We start from the raw sequence: 17,697 nt of genomic DNA, 5'->3' as shown, positions 1-17,697 counted from the left end.
CCTTATTCTACTACGTTTTCATTACGTTCCTGTTGAAATTCTACCATCTTTCCTTCAATCGCATTGACGAAATGATCTTCAATTTCTCCATCCTTTAATTCTACACGAACCCGCCATGTTGGCGCAAACACTTGCGTTTGCGTCAATGTGATTAAAGTCGAATACCCTAAAGATATACTCGTTACGGATGAGTCTTTTTTTAAATAGTCTCTTGAATAAAGTGTATTAATGACATCCCGCGGTGAAAGAATATCTTTTTTCTTATTAAAACTATCAAACTCTCCAAAGCGTTGTTGCTCATAATGTGTAATATTTCCTTTGTCATCCCAGTAAACAATAAGCATTGCATTATAGTTGAAGTAGATTGGATATTCTTCAACCTTTTGAAAAAAGAGAGCGAATTGATTTTCCTCGACAACTTCCCATAAAAGATATTCTTCCCCGTATGGAACATAATTCGTTAGAAAATCCGGAAATTGATAGTCTCCTCGTGCATTTTTAATCATATAAGGCTCTTCTAATGTTGCATATAAAATTGTTTCTTCTGAAATGACGAATTCTTGATTTTTATATTTACTTAATTCACTTTTGGAAAAGGGGGCGGTGTCTGCCGAAACATAAGACATTTCCTCAGGGTACTCTGGTAATGGTCCGTAAGAAATATTGTCGTGTTTCAAAGAATCTTCAATAGATGTTTCACCCAAAACTCGTACGTTTTGTGCTTCATTGTACTGATTTAGATAAAGAGAATATAGGAATACATTTAATATCGCAAAAACAACGATAAACATCGTTTTTGTTTTATTCCAATCCAATCTTTTCACCCCCTGATTGTTCAGATGAAAAGCGAATCCATTTGCCATTTCTTAGATAGTACCATGATGGTTTGAGTACAAAAATATCCCACTCAACATCTTGATGCATATAATACGCAGGTACAATTTCTTCTATCATATTAAAGTCAATATCTTCAGCACTTCTCAATTGCTCTGCAATGTCAATGCCAGACGGTAAAGTAACTGTTTCCATTTCTGAACGCAATGTTTCACCGAGTGTATAATAGGGACGTTTATATTGATAAATTGTTTCGTCTCCCCACACTTGCTCAATTTCCGTTAAAGTGTTCCCTCCTAGAACTGGCAAACCACGCACATAAAGTTTAAATTTCACATAACGTGTTCTAAAATTCATACTGCTAAACCGGTAATCATCGGTCCATCCGCCGTGTTCATTAATAAAGTCGATTGTGTCCTCTAATAGTTCAGAAGGGATCGCAAGTTGTCTACTTTCCACAACTGGATGAACGTATTGTAATTGTTTCTTTTGTGTATCGACGCTCATCAAGGCATGGTTGTCTTGAAAATCTTCGCGATGTGCACTGACTTCTTTTCTTCTCACTGCATTTGGGTCACTAAATAATGCACTTCTAAAACGGGTTGGGCTAATCTCGTCTTTTTCATTTTGAATATACGTATTTTCAAGAAGTTGTACGGGCTTAGCTGGTACAGCGATAAACTTTTTTCCTTCTGGATTTACATCGGCATACTCATCAAAAGACCGTCCAAAATTTAATACTTCCCGCTGAAATACTTGTAGCTCAAATACTTTCGCAGTTGATTTGTACCGTAATTTATTTTTTCTACTAATAAAATTCATATCAATCGTTGTATTAGCAGGATCCCATTCTACAACGATTAGATCGAATCCAATTTCAGGAACGTTTGGATTTTCCACATTTAACATACTGTCATAGACAGGTAATGGAACATCGTCTGGGAAGTATAGCGTAAAACGATTTTTCCCTCTCATGAAATCACTTAATTTATCTTCCTCAAAGTTTTTATCTTCTAATAGTGGATTGGAAATACGCCACTTTTTAAAAGTATTTACAATATGATCAATTTCTTCCGAATCTATCGTTCCTTTAAGTCCCTCTTCAAAATTAAATACAATTTGATAGGGTTTAATAATGGATCCGACATCTTTTTTCTCCGGCTCTTCTGCAATCGAAATATCTACAGTTGCTCGTTTTACGATTGTTTCATAAGGAGAGGAATTCCAAATTAATAAAGTTAACACGATACTTAAACCGATTAGCAAGATGAGTGTAATTGTTTTAATTGCTTCAATATATCTCAATCCCACTCACCGCCTTCTTGTAATTCAAATGGTAAAGTAAAGAAAATTGTCGTGCCTTTTCCTTCTTCACTTTCAGCCCATATCTCTCCACCGTGTGCTACAATCATTTCTCTTGAAATGGCTAGTCCTAACCCCGTCCCGCCCATTGCTCGTGAACGAGCACGATCCGCGCGGTAAAACCTATCGAAAATACGTTTAACATTTTTAGGTGATATCCCCATACCTTCGTCTGTAATCATCACTTTAAAGTATTTTTCAAGAACTGAGATTTCAAAGTAAATATCTCCACCGTCAGGAGAGTATTTTAACGCATTCGAAATAATATTGTCGATTACTTGTGTCATCTTGTCTGTGTCTATTTCAACAAATAAATCAGTTTGCGGTAAGAGACGCCTAAAGTTTACGTTCTGGGACTTTGATAATTCAAAACGATCAATAATAAAATTAAAGAATTGGTTAAACTCCACCCATTCTTTATTCAAATCATAATCTTGGCTATCCATTCTTGACAATTTTAATAGATCTTCAACGAGCCGAATCATGCGTTCTGTTTCAGTTTGTGTCACATGCAAAAATGATGGCGCAATTTCTTCATTTTTCCACGCTCCATCCGCAAGTGCTTCTAAATAACTTCGCATTGTCGTCAAAGGGGTTCGTAATTCATGCGAAACGTTAGAAACAAACTCTCGTCTTTCCATATCAATCTTTTCTTGTTCAGTATTATCGTGTAATACAACGATCAGACCATTCACAAAGCCTGTTTCTCTTTGTGTAATCGAAAAACTTGCGCGTAAAATATACGGCTTTTCACGTGTACTAAAATCTAACGGTAATGATTCTTTTTGCTGCGCCAGATCTTCAAACGTATACTCTTCCTCTAATCCTAGTACAGAAGCAATCGGACGGTTTAATACATGAGCTTCACTGTAAATCCCGAGCATTTGAAGAGCGGGTTCGTTAATAAGCACAACGCGCCCTTTTCGATCTGTAGAAATTACGCCATCCGTCATATTTTCAAGTACTGACGTAAGTTTCCTTCGTTCGCCTTCTGTAGATTCTTGTGATTCCTGTAGCCGTCCTGTTAAATGGTTAAAAGCAACCGCAAGTTGACCAATTTCATCATCACCATAGACTCGAACTTTTCTTGAAAAATTTCCTTTTGCCATTTCCTGTGCTTGTCGTCTCATATCAGAAATTGGTCTCGTCATTGTTTGTGCGATAAAAATCCCTAATATCACAGTAATCGTTAAGGACACTGCCGTCCCGCCTGCAAGAATTTGATTAATTTCATCCATTTGTTTAAACATTTTCTCAATATTTGCATCGAGAAAAATTGCGCCAATCACTTCATCACCATTTTTTATTGGTGTAACACGAACCATGATACGGTGGCCTGTACTTTTATCGAAGTAGATATTATTTTCACTCGGCGTTCCTGAAGTAATGGTTCTTTTTACGACATCATCTAACGAACGTTGTCCAATCATCGACTTATTATCCAATACATTTGTAGCGAGAATACGCGAATGTGAATTAATCACTCGGATTTCATTAATATCTTGTGAATCAAAGCTTGAAAGAACATTCCGTAAGCTTTCTTCCAAAGTCGCATCATCTTCAGACCGTTCTTTTAACATTTCTTCACGAACACTAAATTCAACGAGGCTCATTCTATCTGCAACCGAAGTTGTAAAATTCGTTTTTAATGTGCTTTCAAGTTCCCTAACGAAATAAAGACCAATAATTTGCATTGCAATTAAGATTAGTAACACATAGATCAGTACAAATTTAACGTGTATCGAGCGATAGATTCCAACCTTTTGCATATGAGTTACTCCTGCTCTGGGTCACGTAAATAGTAGCCTACACCGCGTCTTGTTACAATCCATGTTGGATGACTTGGTGTATCTTCAATCTTTTCTCTAAGTCTCCGAATGGTTACGTCTACTGTTCGGACATCCCCGAAATAGTCATATCCCCAAACCGTTTGAAGCAAATGCTCTCTTGTCATCACTTGCCCAATATGTTTCGCTAGATAGTGAATTAACTCAAATTCACGGTGTGTAAGTTCAATTGTTTCTCCGCGCTTTTGAACAATGTATGCGTCGGGTTGAATAATCAATTGACCCACTTGTAAATGATTTGACTCTTCTTTTTCTTCCTCCGCAGAAATTTTCATATGTCTGCGTAAATTTGCCTTAACACGTGCAATAAGTTCACGTGTTCCAAATGGTTTGGTGACATAGTCATCTGCACCCAATTCTAGGCCTAATACTTTATCGATTTCAGAGTCTTTTGCCGTCAACATGATGATTGGAAAATCGTATTTTTTCCTTACTTCTCGGCATACTTCCATCCCGTCACGCTTAGGCAACATAATGTCTAATAGCATGAGGTCAGGTGTGATTTCCTCTACTTTTTTTAGTGCATCCTCTCCGTCATACGCAGTGTGAACCGTAAACCCTTCTTTTTTTAAATTGAATTCTAATATATCTGCAATTGGTTTCTCATCGTCTACAACAAGTATTGTTTTGTCTTGCATATCTATTTACCGTTCCTTTCTTGCCTGACTGGCAACACTCTATCTGTTCTTTTTACTCTATCATTATTTTTGAGGTTTAGCACGTTCTAGTTTTTACTAGCACTTGCAATATTTCCTGGGGAATATTTCCCGTGGCAATCGAACAACGAAGAGTTCGATTTGCCGTATTTCTGCATGGTGTTAGCAGAAATTAAGGCATCATATTAAAGTAGACTCTTCCAGATGAAAAAATGTCTTCTGTATACGAAAACTCAATCATATTCTCACACTAATAACGAGTTTTCTTCAAAACTCACAATTTTAAAATTGACAAAATCATGTGGATCTATGAATACTGTACAATATATTTGTTCCAACTATTAAACTGCTTATATAAATAAAAAGACGGCAAAATAGATGCCGTCTTTCATTTCTTTATTATCTTAATACAGTTAATGGATCAAGTAGTGTTCCATTTTTAGTTACTTCAAAGTGTAGATGGATACCTGTTGAACGCCCTGTCGTACCCATTACACCAATCTTAGACCCTGCTGTAACTGTTTGGCCAGGCTTTACATCGATGGATGAAAGATGAGCGTATAATGTACGATAACCATTTTTATGGTCTATCACGATTTTATTTCCGTACGCACCATCAAAACCAGTTGAAACAACTACTCCGTTATCAGCCGCTAGAATTGAGCGATTGGATGGTCTAGCAATGTCGATGCCGTTATGCATACGTCCCCAACGCGTTCCCATTTTACTAGAAACGTAGCCGCCAACTGCTGGCCATTTGAAAGTACCAGTTCCTCTTGAAGGAATTACTTTTGTTCCTCGGACTGTAACTTCATCAACAGGTTCGGTAATGATTTGTTCTTCTGTTACTGACTTTCCAATTACTTGTCCATTTTTCTTACGAATCAGTTCGGTAACAACTTTTTCTCCGTCTTTACCTTTTTGGGTTACTTTATGATCCCCTTTGTAAAGGGAGTCATCATTTTTTGTTACTGTCTCATGTGCTATTTTCAATTTATTTTTTGCTTCATAATGTACTTCTACTTCTACGTATGGTTCTTTGTAAGTAACGTTAAGTTCGTCGCCAATCCGAATGACCGAACCTTCCGTTAAACCTTCGTTTATTTCTAATAATTTTTGTGTTGACATTCCGTATTTACTTGCAATTTTGCCCAATACATCACCAGATTGCACGGTGTACGTTTTTTCTTCTAACGTACCTTTATTTAAAAGTTCAAGTGCCTCTGCGATTGTCAATACTTCCTCCGGTGCGACTGTTCCTGAAATAGGCTGTAATTCACTACTTAAAATGATATCAACAATACGTGTTTCATTTTCTTTTAATGGGGGTAAGGATGAATTAGATTTATTGGCAGCTTCGTATTCGTCTAGTTCTTGTTCACTTACAGTTTGTAATTTCAGTTCGCGTATAACCGACTCATAACTTGCCTCATCTTTGACGTAAAGCGCTACCTCATCATCGACTTGTATACCCATCGCTTCTGCTTCAACTGCTAGCGTTTTTTGTAATCTATCTAGGATGCTATCATCATTTATGTTCGCACTAAACACTTTTTCCGGAATGATAGATAAATTATTTCCGATCGTAAGTGTAAAGTCTTCGAATTGCGATGAACGCTCTTTAACTATGTTCTCTTTTAATTGTTCTAGTTTTTCCTTATCAGATAACAGACCAATGTACTCGTCATTAGAATAGACATGGTAAATGGTTTGAAGGCTATCTTGTTCTTTCGCTTTTACAGGAATAGCTTCTAATTGAAAACCATACAATAATATACTGATTAAAAATATCTTTTGAATCTGTGTAAATCTATTTATCTTAAACGAGCGACTTACTTTACCTACTCGTTGTTTTTTATTCAACAACATTTAATATTCCCCTTCTATGGCTTTCATCATACTCTTTTCATCTCCAACAACTAACAGTCTTTGGAAAATAAACAATGAAAGCTTTATAACTCATTTCCCATTTCTCTATATAAGGAAATTTTACACCTTCTACAAGTTAACATATCTTCTACAAAGATTGTAGAATTATGGCACTTTGTAATGAATTTGTATAATAACATCCAATTTTTTAAAATTATTTACATAAAAACCCATTTTAAGTGCATTATAATATGTTAAGTCTTTTTTCTACTATGATTAATTATTAGAATGAACAACAAAAAACAACGAGATAATCCCATAGAATGTTCGATGATTAATCGTTGAACATTCTACTTCCGGATTCTCTCGTTGTTTTCTATATTTATCAATATCTAATACAATGTTCTGTTCATCACTCTACTAAAATTCAGGAGCTACATGTTGACTCCAATCTACGTTGACGAACTTGTTATACTCTTTCGCAAACGCCAGTGTGACTGTTCCTGTTGGACCGTTACGTTGCTTTGCGATAATTATTTCTATCATATTTTCGTTTTCAGTTTCCTTGTCGTAATAATCTTCACGATATAAAAACGAAACGATGTCGGCATCTTGCTCAATACTCCCTGACTCCCGCAAGTCGGACATCATCGGTCGCTTATCTTGACGTTGCTCAACACCACGGGAAAGCTGTGAAAGTGCAATGACAGGAATTTTTAATTCTCTGGCTAGTCCTTTAAGTGAACGGGATATTTCAGAAACTTCCTGTTGGCGGTTTTCTCCTGATCTACCGCTTCCCTGGATAAGCTGCAAATAGTCGATAATGACCATACCAAGTCCATGTTCTTGTTGAAGTCGTCGGCATTTCGAACGAATTTCATTCACTCTAATTCCCGATGAGTCATCGATAAAAATGCCTGCGTTTGAAAGACTGCCCATCGCCATCGTTAATTTACGCCAGTCTTCATCTTCTAGTGAACCCGTTCGCATTACTTGGGCATCTATATTCCCTTCCGCACAGAGAATCCGCATGACAAGTTGGTCAGCACCCATCTCTAAACTAAAAATCGCTACATTTTCAGACGTCTTGGTCGCAACGTTTTGTGCCACATTCAAAGCGAATGCAGTCTTACCAACAGAAGGACGCGCCGCAACGATGATTAAGTCATTTCGTTGGAAACCTGCAGTAATCTTATCTAAATCGGTAAAGCCAGTCGGAATTCCAGTTACTTCACCTTGTTGCGTATGCAATTGCTCAATATTGTCATACGTTTGGACAAGTACATCTTTAATATGTTTAAAGTCTCCAGCATTTTTTCGATTGGACACTTCCATCATATTTTTTTCTGCTTCGGAGAGAAGTTCTTCAACTTCGTCTTCCCTTGTAAATCCGTCTTCAACAATTTGTGTTGCAACGCGTATTAACCTACGTAATAAAGATTTTTCTTCAACAATATTTGCGTAGTGCATAATATTTGCTGCAGTCGGGACGGAATTTGCAACTTCTGTTAAATAAGAAATTCCACCGACGTCTTCCAATTCCTTCTTAGCCGTAAGTTCTTCAGTTACTGTAACGACGTCAATTGGCTGTCCTTTATCACTTAAAGAAAGCATCGTACCAAAAATTTTCTGGTGTGCGATGCGGTAAAAATCTTCTGGGATTAGAACTTCTGCAGCAGTTATTAAGGCCTGCGGTTCAAGAAATACTGCTCCAATGACCGACTGTTCTGCTTCATTATTATGTGGCGGGACGCGATCGATCATCTCATTCATCATACTCGCTCCTCATTATTCTTCAATCACATGTACTTTTAAAGTTGCCGACACGTCAGGATGCAGTCTGATAGGAATATTTGTATAACCTAATGAACGAATTGGATCCGGCAATTCCATACGTCGACGATCCACTTTAATGCCTTCTTTTTTGGAAAGTGTGTCGGCAATTTGTTTCGTAGTGATAGACCCAAATAGTCTGCCGCCTTCACCAGATTTAGCTTTCATTTCTACAGTAATCTTTTCTACTTTCTCTTTTAACACTTTCGCTTCTGCTAACTCAGCGGCAGCATCTTTCTCCGCTCTTTTTTGCTGTCCTTTTAATTTACTTAAATTCCCTGGTGTCGCTTCAATTGCTAATTTATTTTTTAATAAATAGTTGTGTGCATAGCCTACTGGTACAGTTTTAACTTCTCCTTTTGCACCTTGCCCTTTTACATCTTTTAAGAAAATTACTTTCATTGTTACATTCCCCTTTCTTCTTCTTTATCACTTATTACCTCTTTTAATCGTTCAACGGCTCTATCTACTGATTCAACCTCTAACTGACAAGCAGCATTCGTCAAATGACCGCCACCGCCCAATTCTTCCATGATGACTTGGACATTTAACTCTCCTAAAGAGCGTGCGCTAATTCCTATTTTATCATCTGCGCGAGGGGCCACAACAAAGGAGGCTACCACACCTTCCATCGTCAATAATATATCAGCCGTCTGGGCAATTAAAACAGAACCATAAGCAATCTCATTATTTCCTTTTGCAATTGCAATGCCATTTTCCATTAACTCTACTGTTTCAATTAGTTTTGCGCGTTCAACATACGTGTCGATATCCTCTTTTAATAGACGTTGGACAAGTACTGTATCTGCTCGGTTCGTCCTCAGAAAAGAAGCGGCTTCAAAGGTTCTTGAACCTGTTCTAAGTGTAAAACTTTTTGTATCAACGATAATTCCAGCCAACAATGCTGTGGATTCAAGCATCGTTAGTTTTTCAGTTTTAGGTTGGTATTCTAACAACTCTGTTACTAGTTCAGCTGTTGATGAGGCATATGGCTCCATATAAACGAGCATTGTATTATCTATAAATTCTTCTCCGCGACGATGGTGGTCAATTACAACAATCTTTTCTGCCTTATCGACAATTCTTTCATCTATGACCAAGCTCGGTTTATGTGTATCTACGACAATAACTAGGGATTGTTCAGTCATCATTCCTAAAGCCGCTTCCGGTTCAATGAACTGATCATACAATTCATCATCTTGTCGTATTTCTTCCATCAGTTTCGTTACACTGCCATCGAGTTCATTATAATTGACGACAACGTATCCGTCGATATCATTCATCCGTGCCATTTTACGTACACCGATAGAAGCACCTATCGCATCCATATCCGGCATTTTATGGCCCATGATAAACACCTTATCGCTATCCCGTATTAGATCTCGTAGCGCATGAGAAATGACTCGTGCACGGACGCGCGTTCTTTTTTCTGCCGGATTCGTTTTTCCGCCGTAAAACTTCACTTTCCCATCAAGTTGTTTAATCGCAACTTGATCCCCGCCACGACCTAAAACTAAATCTAGACTAGACTGAGCCAACTCACCTAAGTCAATTAAAGAAGTTGAACCGGCACCTACGCCGATACTCAATGTTAAACCTGTACTTTGTTCAGCCGTAGCTTCCCGAATATCGTCAAGAATCGAAAACCTCGCACTTTCTATCTTGGCTAAAGCAGCTTCATTAAAGACGGCTAAAAATCGATCCGAGTCAATTCGTTTTACATAAATACCGTTTTCTTTTCCCCATTTACTAACGAGAGACGTTACTAAAGAGTTCAATTGACTCCTTTTTTGGTCATCCATCGCTTGAGACAATTCATCGTAATTATCGACAAGAATGATGCCTAATACAGTTTTATCTGTTTGATATAAATTTTCAATTGCTACTCTTTCAGTGACATTAAACAGGTATATCAATTTCTCTTCTTTATTATAAAAAACTTCATAAGACGCTTCTTCGACCTTTATAATTGTCGGTTCACTATTTTCACTGTGGACAATCGTCTGTAGTTCTTCTGATACATCAAATAGGTGCATACCAATCAGGGAGTCTGTCGAAAATGTCGTTGTTGAAAAAGGATTTGCCCATTCGACAACTTGATTGTCATTAATCAAAATAATCCCTATCGGTAATTCAAGTAATGCTTCTTCACCGACTTTTTTAACTCGGTGAGAAAGCGTTTCTATTTGTTTTTCTGTGGAATGGTATGTGTCGTCTTCTATTTTCCATGTAACGCCAATGATTACTAAAAACAAAGTCGAGAAAATAAGTCCTAACCAAAAATTATTTAAGAATAGAAGCACGGCTGCGATGATGCCGAGTAGCGACAATCCTGTTAATGGATAACGAATCGCTCTTTTTCTATAAAAAGTATTCACGGTCGACATCTCCTTATCTCGATTTGTTTTTTCCAACCCATGCCCGTATGTTTACTCCGGTATCAAGGATTCCAAGAATAACTGTAAGCGGACTAAACAGCATTGCAATAATAGTTGAAAGGACAGTCACCCATTTTGATAACTTCATTTCACTCATTAAATGATGAATAAATGAAATTCCCTGGATTAAAAATAAAAATCTTAAGATAAACGATGCATTTACGAAGGTCATTTCTGAAGTTGACCCTTGCTCAATTTCCATAAAAATCGGTAAGAGCACAACAATCATATAGACCCACACGGTTAAAACTGGCAATTTCATTAATCGAAATGGTGGGAATTTAGGGATCTCATGCCCGAGACGTTTTACGATTGGTAAATTGATTAAAATAACAATAAATGCGAAAAGAAATGAAGAAAGAATAAAAGCTGAAGGAATGGCCATCAATGTATATTGAATGGTTTCATTCATTTGCTTGACTACTTCTTCCGGTACATCTCCAAACCCTTGTAAAAAGGTAATCACTTTATTTTGAGATTCCTGCACAGTATTTGCTAATTCATCAATCATGTTAATGCCAAATAAAACGACTGACGCTAAATACAAAATAATTGTTGCGATTAAAAATGTAAGGCCTGCCGCCATAAATATATAGAGTTTCGACTTTTTGTTGCAGATTGTTTCCCCTATCACGAACCCCAATGGTCCAAATACAAAAGCGATGGGGAGTAAAAATAATCCGCCGATGAGAGACAGTATAATGCCCGCAATCGTTACAAATATCGAAGCAGCCCGGTCGTAACGTAATCTATAAAGAATGATTGGTAATGGGATAAAAAGCATGATAATCGTTCCTAGGAGTGGTACATAAGCTGCGATAGCGACCATGATAATAAATAGTGCTATCATCATTGCTCCGTAGGTAATTTTCCTTGCATTGTCTTGCATCATTAAATTTCCTCCAATAATTCGCTCCATCCACGCATTTATATTCTTATTAAGAAAAGAAGGTTTCGTCATGGCACCTATTAATTCAATTAAGTGCTTGACCTCCACATGCTCGCTGCTTAAATATAAAAAAACAGTCTTTGAATAAAGTTAAGTTGTATCTTTCATTATATCATGATTATTACTTAGAAACCAAAGACGGACTTGTATTCTTATAAGTTTGGGTAATGGCAAAAAACAGAGCACTATGGCTCTTTGTGTCGATTATAGAACCTTTTTGAAGAATATACACGCCTACATCCCTTTTTTGAAATAAATTCAAAAAAAGACGACCTTGATAACCGCTATTTGCAGTATCAAAGTCGTCTGTAATTTTTATTATCTTTCTTCTGAACTAAACGGAAGAAGTGCCATCGTACGTGCACGTTTAATCGCAACTGTTAGTTTACGCTGGTATTTTGCACTTGTACCAGTTACACGACGAGGTAAGATTTTTCCACGCTCAGAAACGAATTTTCTAAGTAGGTCTGTATCTTTATAGTCGATATGTGTAATGTTGTTAGAGTTGAAATAACAAACTTTACGGCGTCTGCGGCCTCCACGGCGTTGTCCCATAATTCTTTACCTCCTTTTCTCACATCGTTATCCATCTTAAAACGGCAAGTCGTCATCTGAAACTTCGATTGGACCGCCACTATTTGAAAATGGATCATCGTTCATATTTGTATAGTTTTGCTGATTTGGTTGTTGATTCGATTGGTAACTTGGTTGTTGTTGGTAAGGACTCTGAGATGGAGCTCCTTGAGATGGGGCACCTTGGTTTTGATAACCCCCGAATCCATCGCCGCTTCTTTCAGCGTTTGCGTTACGTGGCTCAAGGAATTGTACACTGTCAGCTACAACTTCCGTCATAAAGACACGGTTACCGTCTTTACCTTCGAAGTTACTCGTCTGAATACGACCTTCGATGCCGGTAAGACTTCCTTTTCTTAAAAAGTTTGCTGTATTTTCAGCTTGTTTTCTCCAAGTTACACAGTTAACAAAATCTGCTTCACGTTGACCTTGTTGGTTCGTAAACGTTCTATTAACAGCTAGTGTAAAGCGTGTAACCGCTATTCCACCTTGTGTATACTTAAGCTCAGGATCCTTCGTTAAACGTCCAACTAAAACGACACGATTAATCATCAGAATTCAACCCCCTCATCAATTAGTTTTAATGTTTTATCTATTGGCTTACGCGTCTAGACGGATAGCCATATGGCGAATAATGTCTTCGTTAATATTTGCAAGACGGTTAAATTCATTAAGTGCTTGGTCTCCAGCGTTTAATGTTACTAATTGGTAGTAACCTTCGCGGAAGTCATTGATTTCGTAAGCAAGACGGCGTTTGCCCCACTCTTTCGATTCGATGATTTCAGCACCATTTTCTGTAAGAATTCCATCAAAACGCTCGATAAGCGCTTTTCTAGCTTCTTCTTCAATTGTTGGTTGTACGACATACATAATTTCGTATTTTCTCATCTTTCGTCACCTCCTTATGGACTTGGGCCAGCTGATAACAGCGGGCAAGGAGCAAGTAATACTATTACTCACATCAATTTATATTAACACAAAATACTGCAAGATACAACCTATTCACTTTGCTTTTTTTCCCCTTTAGCAAATCCTTCTTCATTCTTGTAGAATAATAGGAAGCGAAAGGAAAGGTGAGTCCGTGGAACAATCCCCTAAACCGAATCATATTGTTGAGTTAGACCTGTCCAGAATCGTTAAGCAAATGTTTTATATAACCTCATTTTCTTTTATTATATTGTTTGTATTACAAATCACCATTCATCAAATGTTCTCTTACACTTTTACATTGCTTACTTTTAGTTTAGATATCATCATTTTTTCTGCTAGTTATCTTGTATTAATCGTCTTACATGAATTTTTTCATTTACTCGGATTTCGTATTTTTTCAAAAATACCTTGGCGAAAAATGAAAGTCGGGGTTAACTTAAAGCTGGGCATTGCCTATGCCACAACGGCCCAGTTGATGACGAACCAAGAAATTCGAAAGTCATTATTACTTCCCTTTTGGATGACAGGGGTATTACCGGCAATCATTGGCCTCTATACAGATAGCAATATGTTAATCGCTTTAGCTGCTTTATTAATTGGAGGTGCAGCTGGTGATTTTAGTATGTATAAACAGTTGAAAAAGTTGCCGAATGATTGGCTCATTAAAGACCATCCAACAGAACCGAAACTTTATCTTTACAATCCTGCGGAACTTTCTAAAAAAGAACATCTACAAATAAACCAATAAGAAAAAGGCTATCCAGTTAAACTACTGAATAGCCTTTTATTTTAGACGTTAAAGCGGAACAGTATAACGTCCCCATCTTGAACGACATATTCTTTTCCTTCTTGTCGGACTTTTCCTGCTTCTTTTGCAACAGTCATCGATCCAGCTTCTACTAAATCATCATATGAAACTGTTTCAGCACGAATAAATCCTCTTTCAAAGTCCGTATGAATAATTCCAGCACATTGCGGCGCCTTCATTCCTTTTTTAAATGTCCAAGCACGTACTTCTTGCACACCTGCTGTAAAGTAAGTTGCATAGCCAAGTAATGAATAAGTAGCACGAATGAGTAAATCTAATCCAGCTTCTTGAATCCCTAGTTCTTCAAGAAACATCGCTTTATCTTCATCATCTAACTCAGCCATCTCTTCTTCAATCTTTGCACAAACAACAATTACCTCAGCATTATCCGTTTTCGCAAACTCGCGAACAACATTTACATACTCATTATCATCAGCATTTGTAATACTATCTTCATCTACGTTTGCAACGTATAACATCGGTTTAATCGTCAGTAAGTTCATGCCTTTAATTAGTACAAATTCATCTTCTGACAATTCCACAGAACGTGCAGGTTGTTCATTTTCAAATGCTTCCTTTAACTTTAGCAATACAGGCTCTTCAATCATTGCTTCTTTATCTTTTTGTTTCGCCATTTTAGAGACACGCTCTAAACGACGATCGACACTTTCCATATCCGCAAGAATTAACTCTAAGTTAATCACTTCAATATCGTGAATTGGATTCACTTTCCCTGAAACATGTGTAATATTTTCATCAGCGAAACAACGAACGACTTGACAAATTGCGTCAACCTCTCGAATATGCGAAAGAAACTTATTTCCAAGTCCTTCCCCTTTACTTGCACCTTCAACAATCCCCGCAATATCTGTAAACTCAAAAGCAGTCGGCACAGTTTTTTTCGGTGTAACAAGTTCTGTTAATTTCTCTAGTCTTGCGTCTGGTACCTCTACAATCCCTACGTTTGGATCAATCGTACAAAACGGATAGTTCGCTGCCTCCGCGCCCGCCTTTGTAATTGCATTAAATAACGTTGACTTACCAACGTTCGGAAGTCCAACAATCCCTGCTGTCAAGGACATATATTCCACTACCTTTCATCTATATCGATCACTATTTCATAAAAGTTCAAGTACTTTCAACTCTTCTATTATAAGGATAACAGGATAAAATGTCTATTTCCCTATTCAGTATCTGCCTCAACTATCACTTTTTTCATCTTTTTTGCAAATTCATTCCGAGGAAGCATCACACTATGCGCACAACCCTCACATTTTATTCGGATGTCTGCACCCATTCGGATGATTTTCCAGGAGTTCGTTCCACAAGGATGTGATTTCTTCATTTCAACGATATCGTTTAAACCAAACTCTTTTGTCACGTTAATTGGCTCCTTTCTGTTCACTAATATGGACCATTTTCGGATATGGTATTTCAATGCCGTTTTTATCTAAAAACAGTTTTAAATCCTTTCTGAACTTTCGACTAAACGCCCATTGCATCACGGGAACTGTTTCCGCAGTGACTCGGAATACAATTTCCGAAGCTGTCAAATCTTGCACGCCTATTAAATTAGGGGGTGCGACGAGTTCTTCATACTCGTCAGATAAATTAGCAATGAAGTCTCGTATGAGCGACTCCGCCTTTTTAATGTCGGTTTCATAGGCAACCCTGATATCCATAATGGCTAATCCATTATTGATTGAGTAGTTGACCACTTCCGTAATACTCCCATTTGGAATAATATAAACTTCTCCACCGTAAGCCGCTATTTTGGTCGTACGGAGGCCGATTTCTTTTACAGTTCCTAATGCTTGCCCTATTTGTACATAGTCGCCTACCGAAAATTGATCTTCAAAAATAATAAAAAATCCTGATATTACATCTCTAACTAAGTTTTGTGCTCCGAAACCTACCGCCAATCCAAGAACACCTGCACTTGCAAGTATGCCGGTAACATCAACATTAAACTCCGCTAAAACAGCGAGCATTGCCGAGAAGTAAACGACGTAGGTTAGAGAATTTTCAAGTAGTTTTAATAAAGTTTGTTCACGTCTTTCGGATGGGCGTATTTTCGTTTTTATTTGAAACGTAAACATCCTTCGAATAACAGCTTTTCCTATTCTAATTACGATGATAGCTATTAAAACAATAAAGAAAATTTTCAACGTGCGGGTTCCAAGTAATATCCAAGTATCCTGATTCAATATTATCCTTTCGATTTCCTCCACAGTTTTTGAATAATCCATCTTCCCCCTCCTATCGTATGATTTCCTGAATTTTTGCATATACTAACTATAAAAATGAAATGGAGTTTTCATATGCAAGCTATCATTCATAATACTTCCGACTTTCGTATCCACTATAAAGAAACTGGCGTCATTTGGAAATTTAGTAATATTTTTCTCCAATCTATCCCATTCCACAATGAAAATATCATTTTCTTTTGTATCGGAACGGATCGCTCTACTGGAGATGCCCTTGGGCCACTTACTGGTTCACATTTGTCTGAACTAAAGACTTTCCCTTTTCCCGTTATTGGAACACTGGAAACACCGTTACATGCACTTAACTTAGAACAACGATTAAATGAACTTCAAAATAAAAATCCTGAAGCTTTCATTGTTGCGATTGATGCATGTTTAGGAAAAGGCACTTCTATTGGACAATTCATTTTGCAACACGAACCATTGCAACCTGGACAAGCAGTGGGCAAAAAACTTCCTCCTGTTGGCAATGTGTCCATTAAAGGGATTGTTAATGTTGCTGGATTCATGGAACATGCCGTATTACAAAGTACTCGGCTTCATTTGCCCTTTGAGATGAGTCGTATTCTTTCTCGTGCCTTACAACTTGCATATAGCCGTTACCGATCAAAGAAAATGTATGACGGTAACAATCACCCCTACTACCAAAATACCGGGCACTAGATTAGCAACTCTAATCTTTGTTAAACCTATTAAATTCAACCCGATAGCCAATATCATAAGTCCCCCAGTAGCGGTCATTTCCGAAATGAAAAAATCGAGCAATGCTTGGGGGATATACTGACTAATTTGAGTTGATAATACTGTAATGATTCCTTGGTAAAGAAAGACTGGGATAGCCGCAAAAGCTACGCCAATTCCAAGACTGGAACTTAATATAATGGAAGTGAATCCATCTATGATTCCTTTCATCACGAGGACATTATGATCATTTCTAAGCCCACTATCAATGGCCCCAATAATTGCCATCGAACCTACTACAAAAATAAGTGTAGCCGTTACAAACCCTTCGGAAATATTCATTCCTTCTTCTTTTCTGGGCAACTTTATTTCTAGCCACTGACCTAGTTTCGTAACTTTATCATCTAAATCCATCCACTCACCTAGCACAGCACCTACAACAATACTAATAATGACAATGAGGATTTGGGTACTTTCAAACGTCATTTGTATTCCTATCACTGCCACTGCCAAACCTATGCCGTACATAATCGTTTCTTTCATACGTTCGGGTATATTATGCAAGAATCTTCCGAGGATCGTTCCTATAACAATTAACAGCGCATTTACGATTGTTCCAAATAAAATCATATAAACACTTCCGCTCACTA

The 17,697-nt window shown here is 37.5% G+C and carries 18 protein-coding genes; 2 read left to right on the top strand and 16 right to left on the bottom strand.

Going from position 1 to position 17,697, the window contains the following annotated elements; translation table 11 throughout:
* Window positions 1-2: 2 nt before the first annotated feature.
* The 12 genes from BI350_RS01295 to rpsF all read right to left on the bottom strand — a co-directional run bounded on the left by BI350_RS01295 (window position 3) and on the right by rpsF (window position 13,249).
* Window positions 3-815 (bottom strand): two-component system regulatory protein YycI, encoded by an 813-nt coding sequence (locus BI350_RS01295; RefSeq protein ID WP_075526479.1) that lies wholly within the window; start codon window positions 813-815, stop codon window positions 3-5.
* A complete protein-coding gene (locus BI350_RS01290) occupies window positions 802-2,139 on the bottom strand; it encodes a YycH family regulatory protein (RefSeq protein ID WP_075526478.1) in 1,338 nt (445 codons plus the stop codon). The genes BI350_RS01295 and BI350_RS01290 overlap by 14 nt, the downstream gene beginning before the upstream one ends.
* Entirely contained in the window at window positions 2,136-3,965 is a 1,830-nt protein-coding gene (gene walK, locus BI350_RS01285) for a cell wall metabolism sensor histidine kinase WalK (RefSeq protein WP_075526477.1), read from the bottom strand. The genes BI350_RS01290 and walK overlap by 4 nt, the downstream gene beginning before the upstream one ends.
* Before the next feature lie 5 nt (window positions 3,966-3,970).
* Window positions 3,971-4,681 (bottom strand): response regulator YycF, encoded by a 711-nt coding sequence (gene yycF, locus BI350_RS01280; RefSeq protein ID WP_075526476.1) that lies wholly within the window; start codon window positions 4,679-4,681, stop codon window positions 3,971-3,973.
* A 417-nt stretch (window positions 4,682-5,098) separates the two neighbouring features.
* The gene (locus BI350_RS01275; protein WP_075526475.1) at window positions 5,099-6,568 is read right to left on the bottom strand and encodes a M23 family metallopeptidase; all 1,470 of its coding nucleotides are present in this window, start codon (window positions 6,566-6,568) and stop codon (window positions 5,099-5,101) included.
* 420 nt (window positions 6,569-6,988) lie between these two features.
* Window positions 6,989-8,341: a replicative DNA helicase gene (dnaB, locus tag BI350_RS01270; protein WP_075526474.1), complete on the bottom strand. Its 1,353-nt coding sequence runs from the start codon at window positions 8,339-8,341 to the stop codon at window positions 6,989-6,991.
* Between the two features lie 15 nt (window positions 8,342-8,356).
* On the bottom strand, window positions 8,357-8,803 hold the full coding sequence (rplI, locus tag BI350_RS01265; RefSeq protein WP_075526473.1) for a 50S ribosomal protein L9: 447 nt from the start codon (window positions 8,801-8,803) through the stop codon (window positions 8,357-8,359).
* 2 nt (window positions 8,804-8,805) lie between these two features.
* A complete protein-coding gene (locus BI350_RS01260) occupies window positions 8,806-10,779 on the bottom strand; it encodes a DHH family phosphoesterase (protein ID WP_075526472.1) in 1,974 nt (657 codons plus the stop codon).
* A 13-nt stretch (window positions 10,780-10,792) separates the two neighbouring features.
* Window positions 10,793-11,731 carry a YybS family protein gene (locus BI350_RS01255; RefSeq protein ID WP_075529181.1) on the bottom strand — a complete coding sequence of 313 codons (939 nt, stop codon included), beginning with the start codon at window positions 11,729-11,731 and terminating at the stop codon, window positions 10,793-10,795.
* A 375-nt stretch (window positions 11,732-12,106) separates the two neighbouring features.
* Window positions 12,107-12,346, bottom strand: coding sequence for a 30S ribosomal protein S18 (rpsR, locus tag BI350_RS01250; RefSeq protein ID WP_211117185.1), 240 nt, complete (start codon window positions 12,344-12,346; stop codon window positions 12,107-12,109).
* A 33-nt stretch (window positions 12,347-12,379) separates the two neighbouring features.
* Window positions 12,380-12,913 carry a single-stranded DNA-binding protein gene (gene ssb, locus BI350_RS01245; RefSeq protein WP_075526470.1) on the bottom strand — a complete coding sequence of 178 codons (534 nt, stop codon included), beginning with the start codon at window positions 12,911-12,913 and terminating at the stop codon, window positions 12,380-12,382.
* A 48-nt stretch (window positions 12,914-12,961) separates the two neighbouring features.
* Window positions 12,962-13,249 (bottom strand): 30S ribosomal protein S6, encoded by a 288-nt coding sequence (gene rpsF, locus BI350_RS01240; RefSeq protein ID WP_075526469.1) that lies wholly within the window; start codon window positions 13,247-13,249, stop codon window positions 12,962-12,964.
* A 193-nt stretch (window positions 13,250-13,442) separates the two neighbouring features.
* Between rpsF and BI350_RS01235 the strand changes: the two genes are divergently transcribed.
* Window positions 13,443-14,039, top strand: a complete 597-nt coding sequence (locus BI350_RS01235; protein WP_075526468.1) for a DUF3267 domain-containing protein — start codon at window positions 13,443-13,445, stop codon at window positions 14,037-14,039.
* 41 nt (window positions 14,040-14,080) lie between these two features.
* Here BI350_RS01235 and ychF read toward each other — a convergent pair whose 3' ends face one another.
* The 3 genes from ychF to BI350_RS01220 form a co-directional block, all read right to left on the bottom strand.
* Window positions 14,081-15,181, bottom strand: coding sequence for a redox-regulated ATPase YchF (ychF, locus tag BI350_RS01230; RefSeq protein ID WP_075526467.1), 1,101 nt, complete (start codon window positions 15,179-15,181; stop codon window positions 14,081-14,083).
* A gap of 101 nt (window positions 15,182-15,282) precedes the next feature.
* Complete coding sequence (locus BI350_RS01225) at window positions 15,283-15,444, bottom strand: DUF951 domain-containing protein (RefSeq protein ID WP_082295143.1); 162 nt, start codon at window positions 15,442-15,444, stop codon at window positions 15,283-15,285.
* 37 nt (window positions 15,445-15,481) lie between these two features.
* Window positions 15,482-16,348, bottom strand: a complete 867-nt coding sequence (locus BI350_RS01220; protein ID WP_075526465.1) for a mechanosensitive ion channel family protein — start codon at window positions 16,346-16,348, stop codon at window positions 15,482-15,484.
* 72 nt (window positions 16,349-16,420) lie between these two features.
* On the opposite strand from BI350_RS01220, the gene yyaC reads away from it, so the two are divergent.
* Window positions 16,421-17,029, top strand: a complete 609-nt coding sequence (gene yyaC / locus BI350_RS01215; protein WP_075526464.1) for a spore protease YyaC — start codon at window positions 16,421-16,423, stop codon at window positions 17,027-17,029.
* On the opposite strand, the gene BI350_RS01210 is transcribed toward yyaC, so the two are convergent.
* Window positions 16,973-17,677, bottom strand: a complete 705-nt coding sequence (locus tag BI350_RS01210; protein ID WP_075526463.1) for a DUF554 domain-containing protein — start codon at window positions 17,675-17,677, stop codon at window positions 16,973-16,975. The two genes, yyaC and BI350_RS01210, sit on opposite strands and share 57 nt — an antisense overlap.
* Window positions 17,678-17,697 lie beyond the last annotated feature (20 nt).

It is taken from the genome of Sporosarcina ureilytica, assembly GCF_001753205.1.
GTDB classification, from domain to species: Bacteria; Bacillota; Bacilli; order Bacillales_A; family Planococcaceae; genus Sporosarcina; species Sporosarcina ureilytica.
The sequence above is the reverse complement of the archived record's forward strand: the minus strand, read 5'-3'. Positions and strand labels throughout refer to the sequence as shown.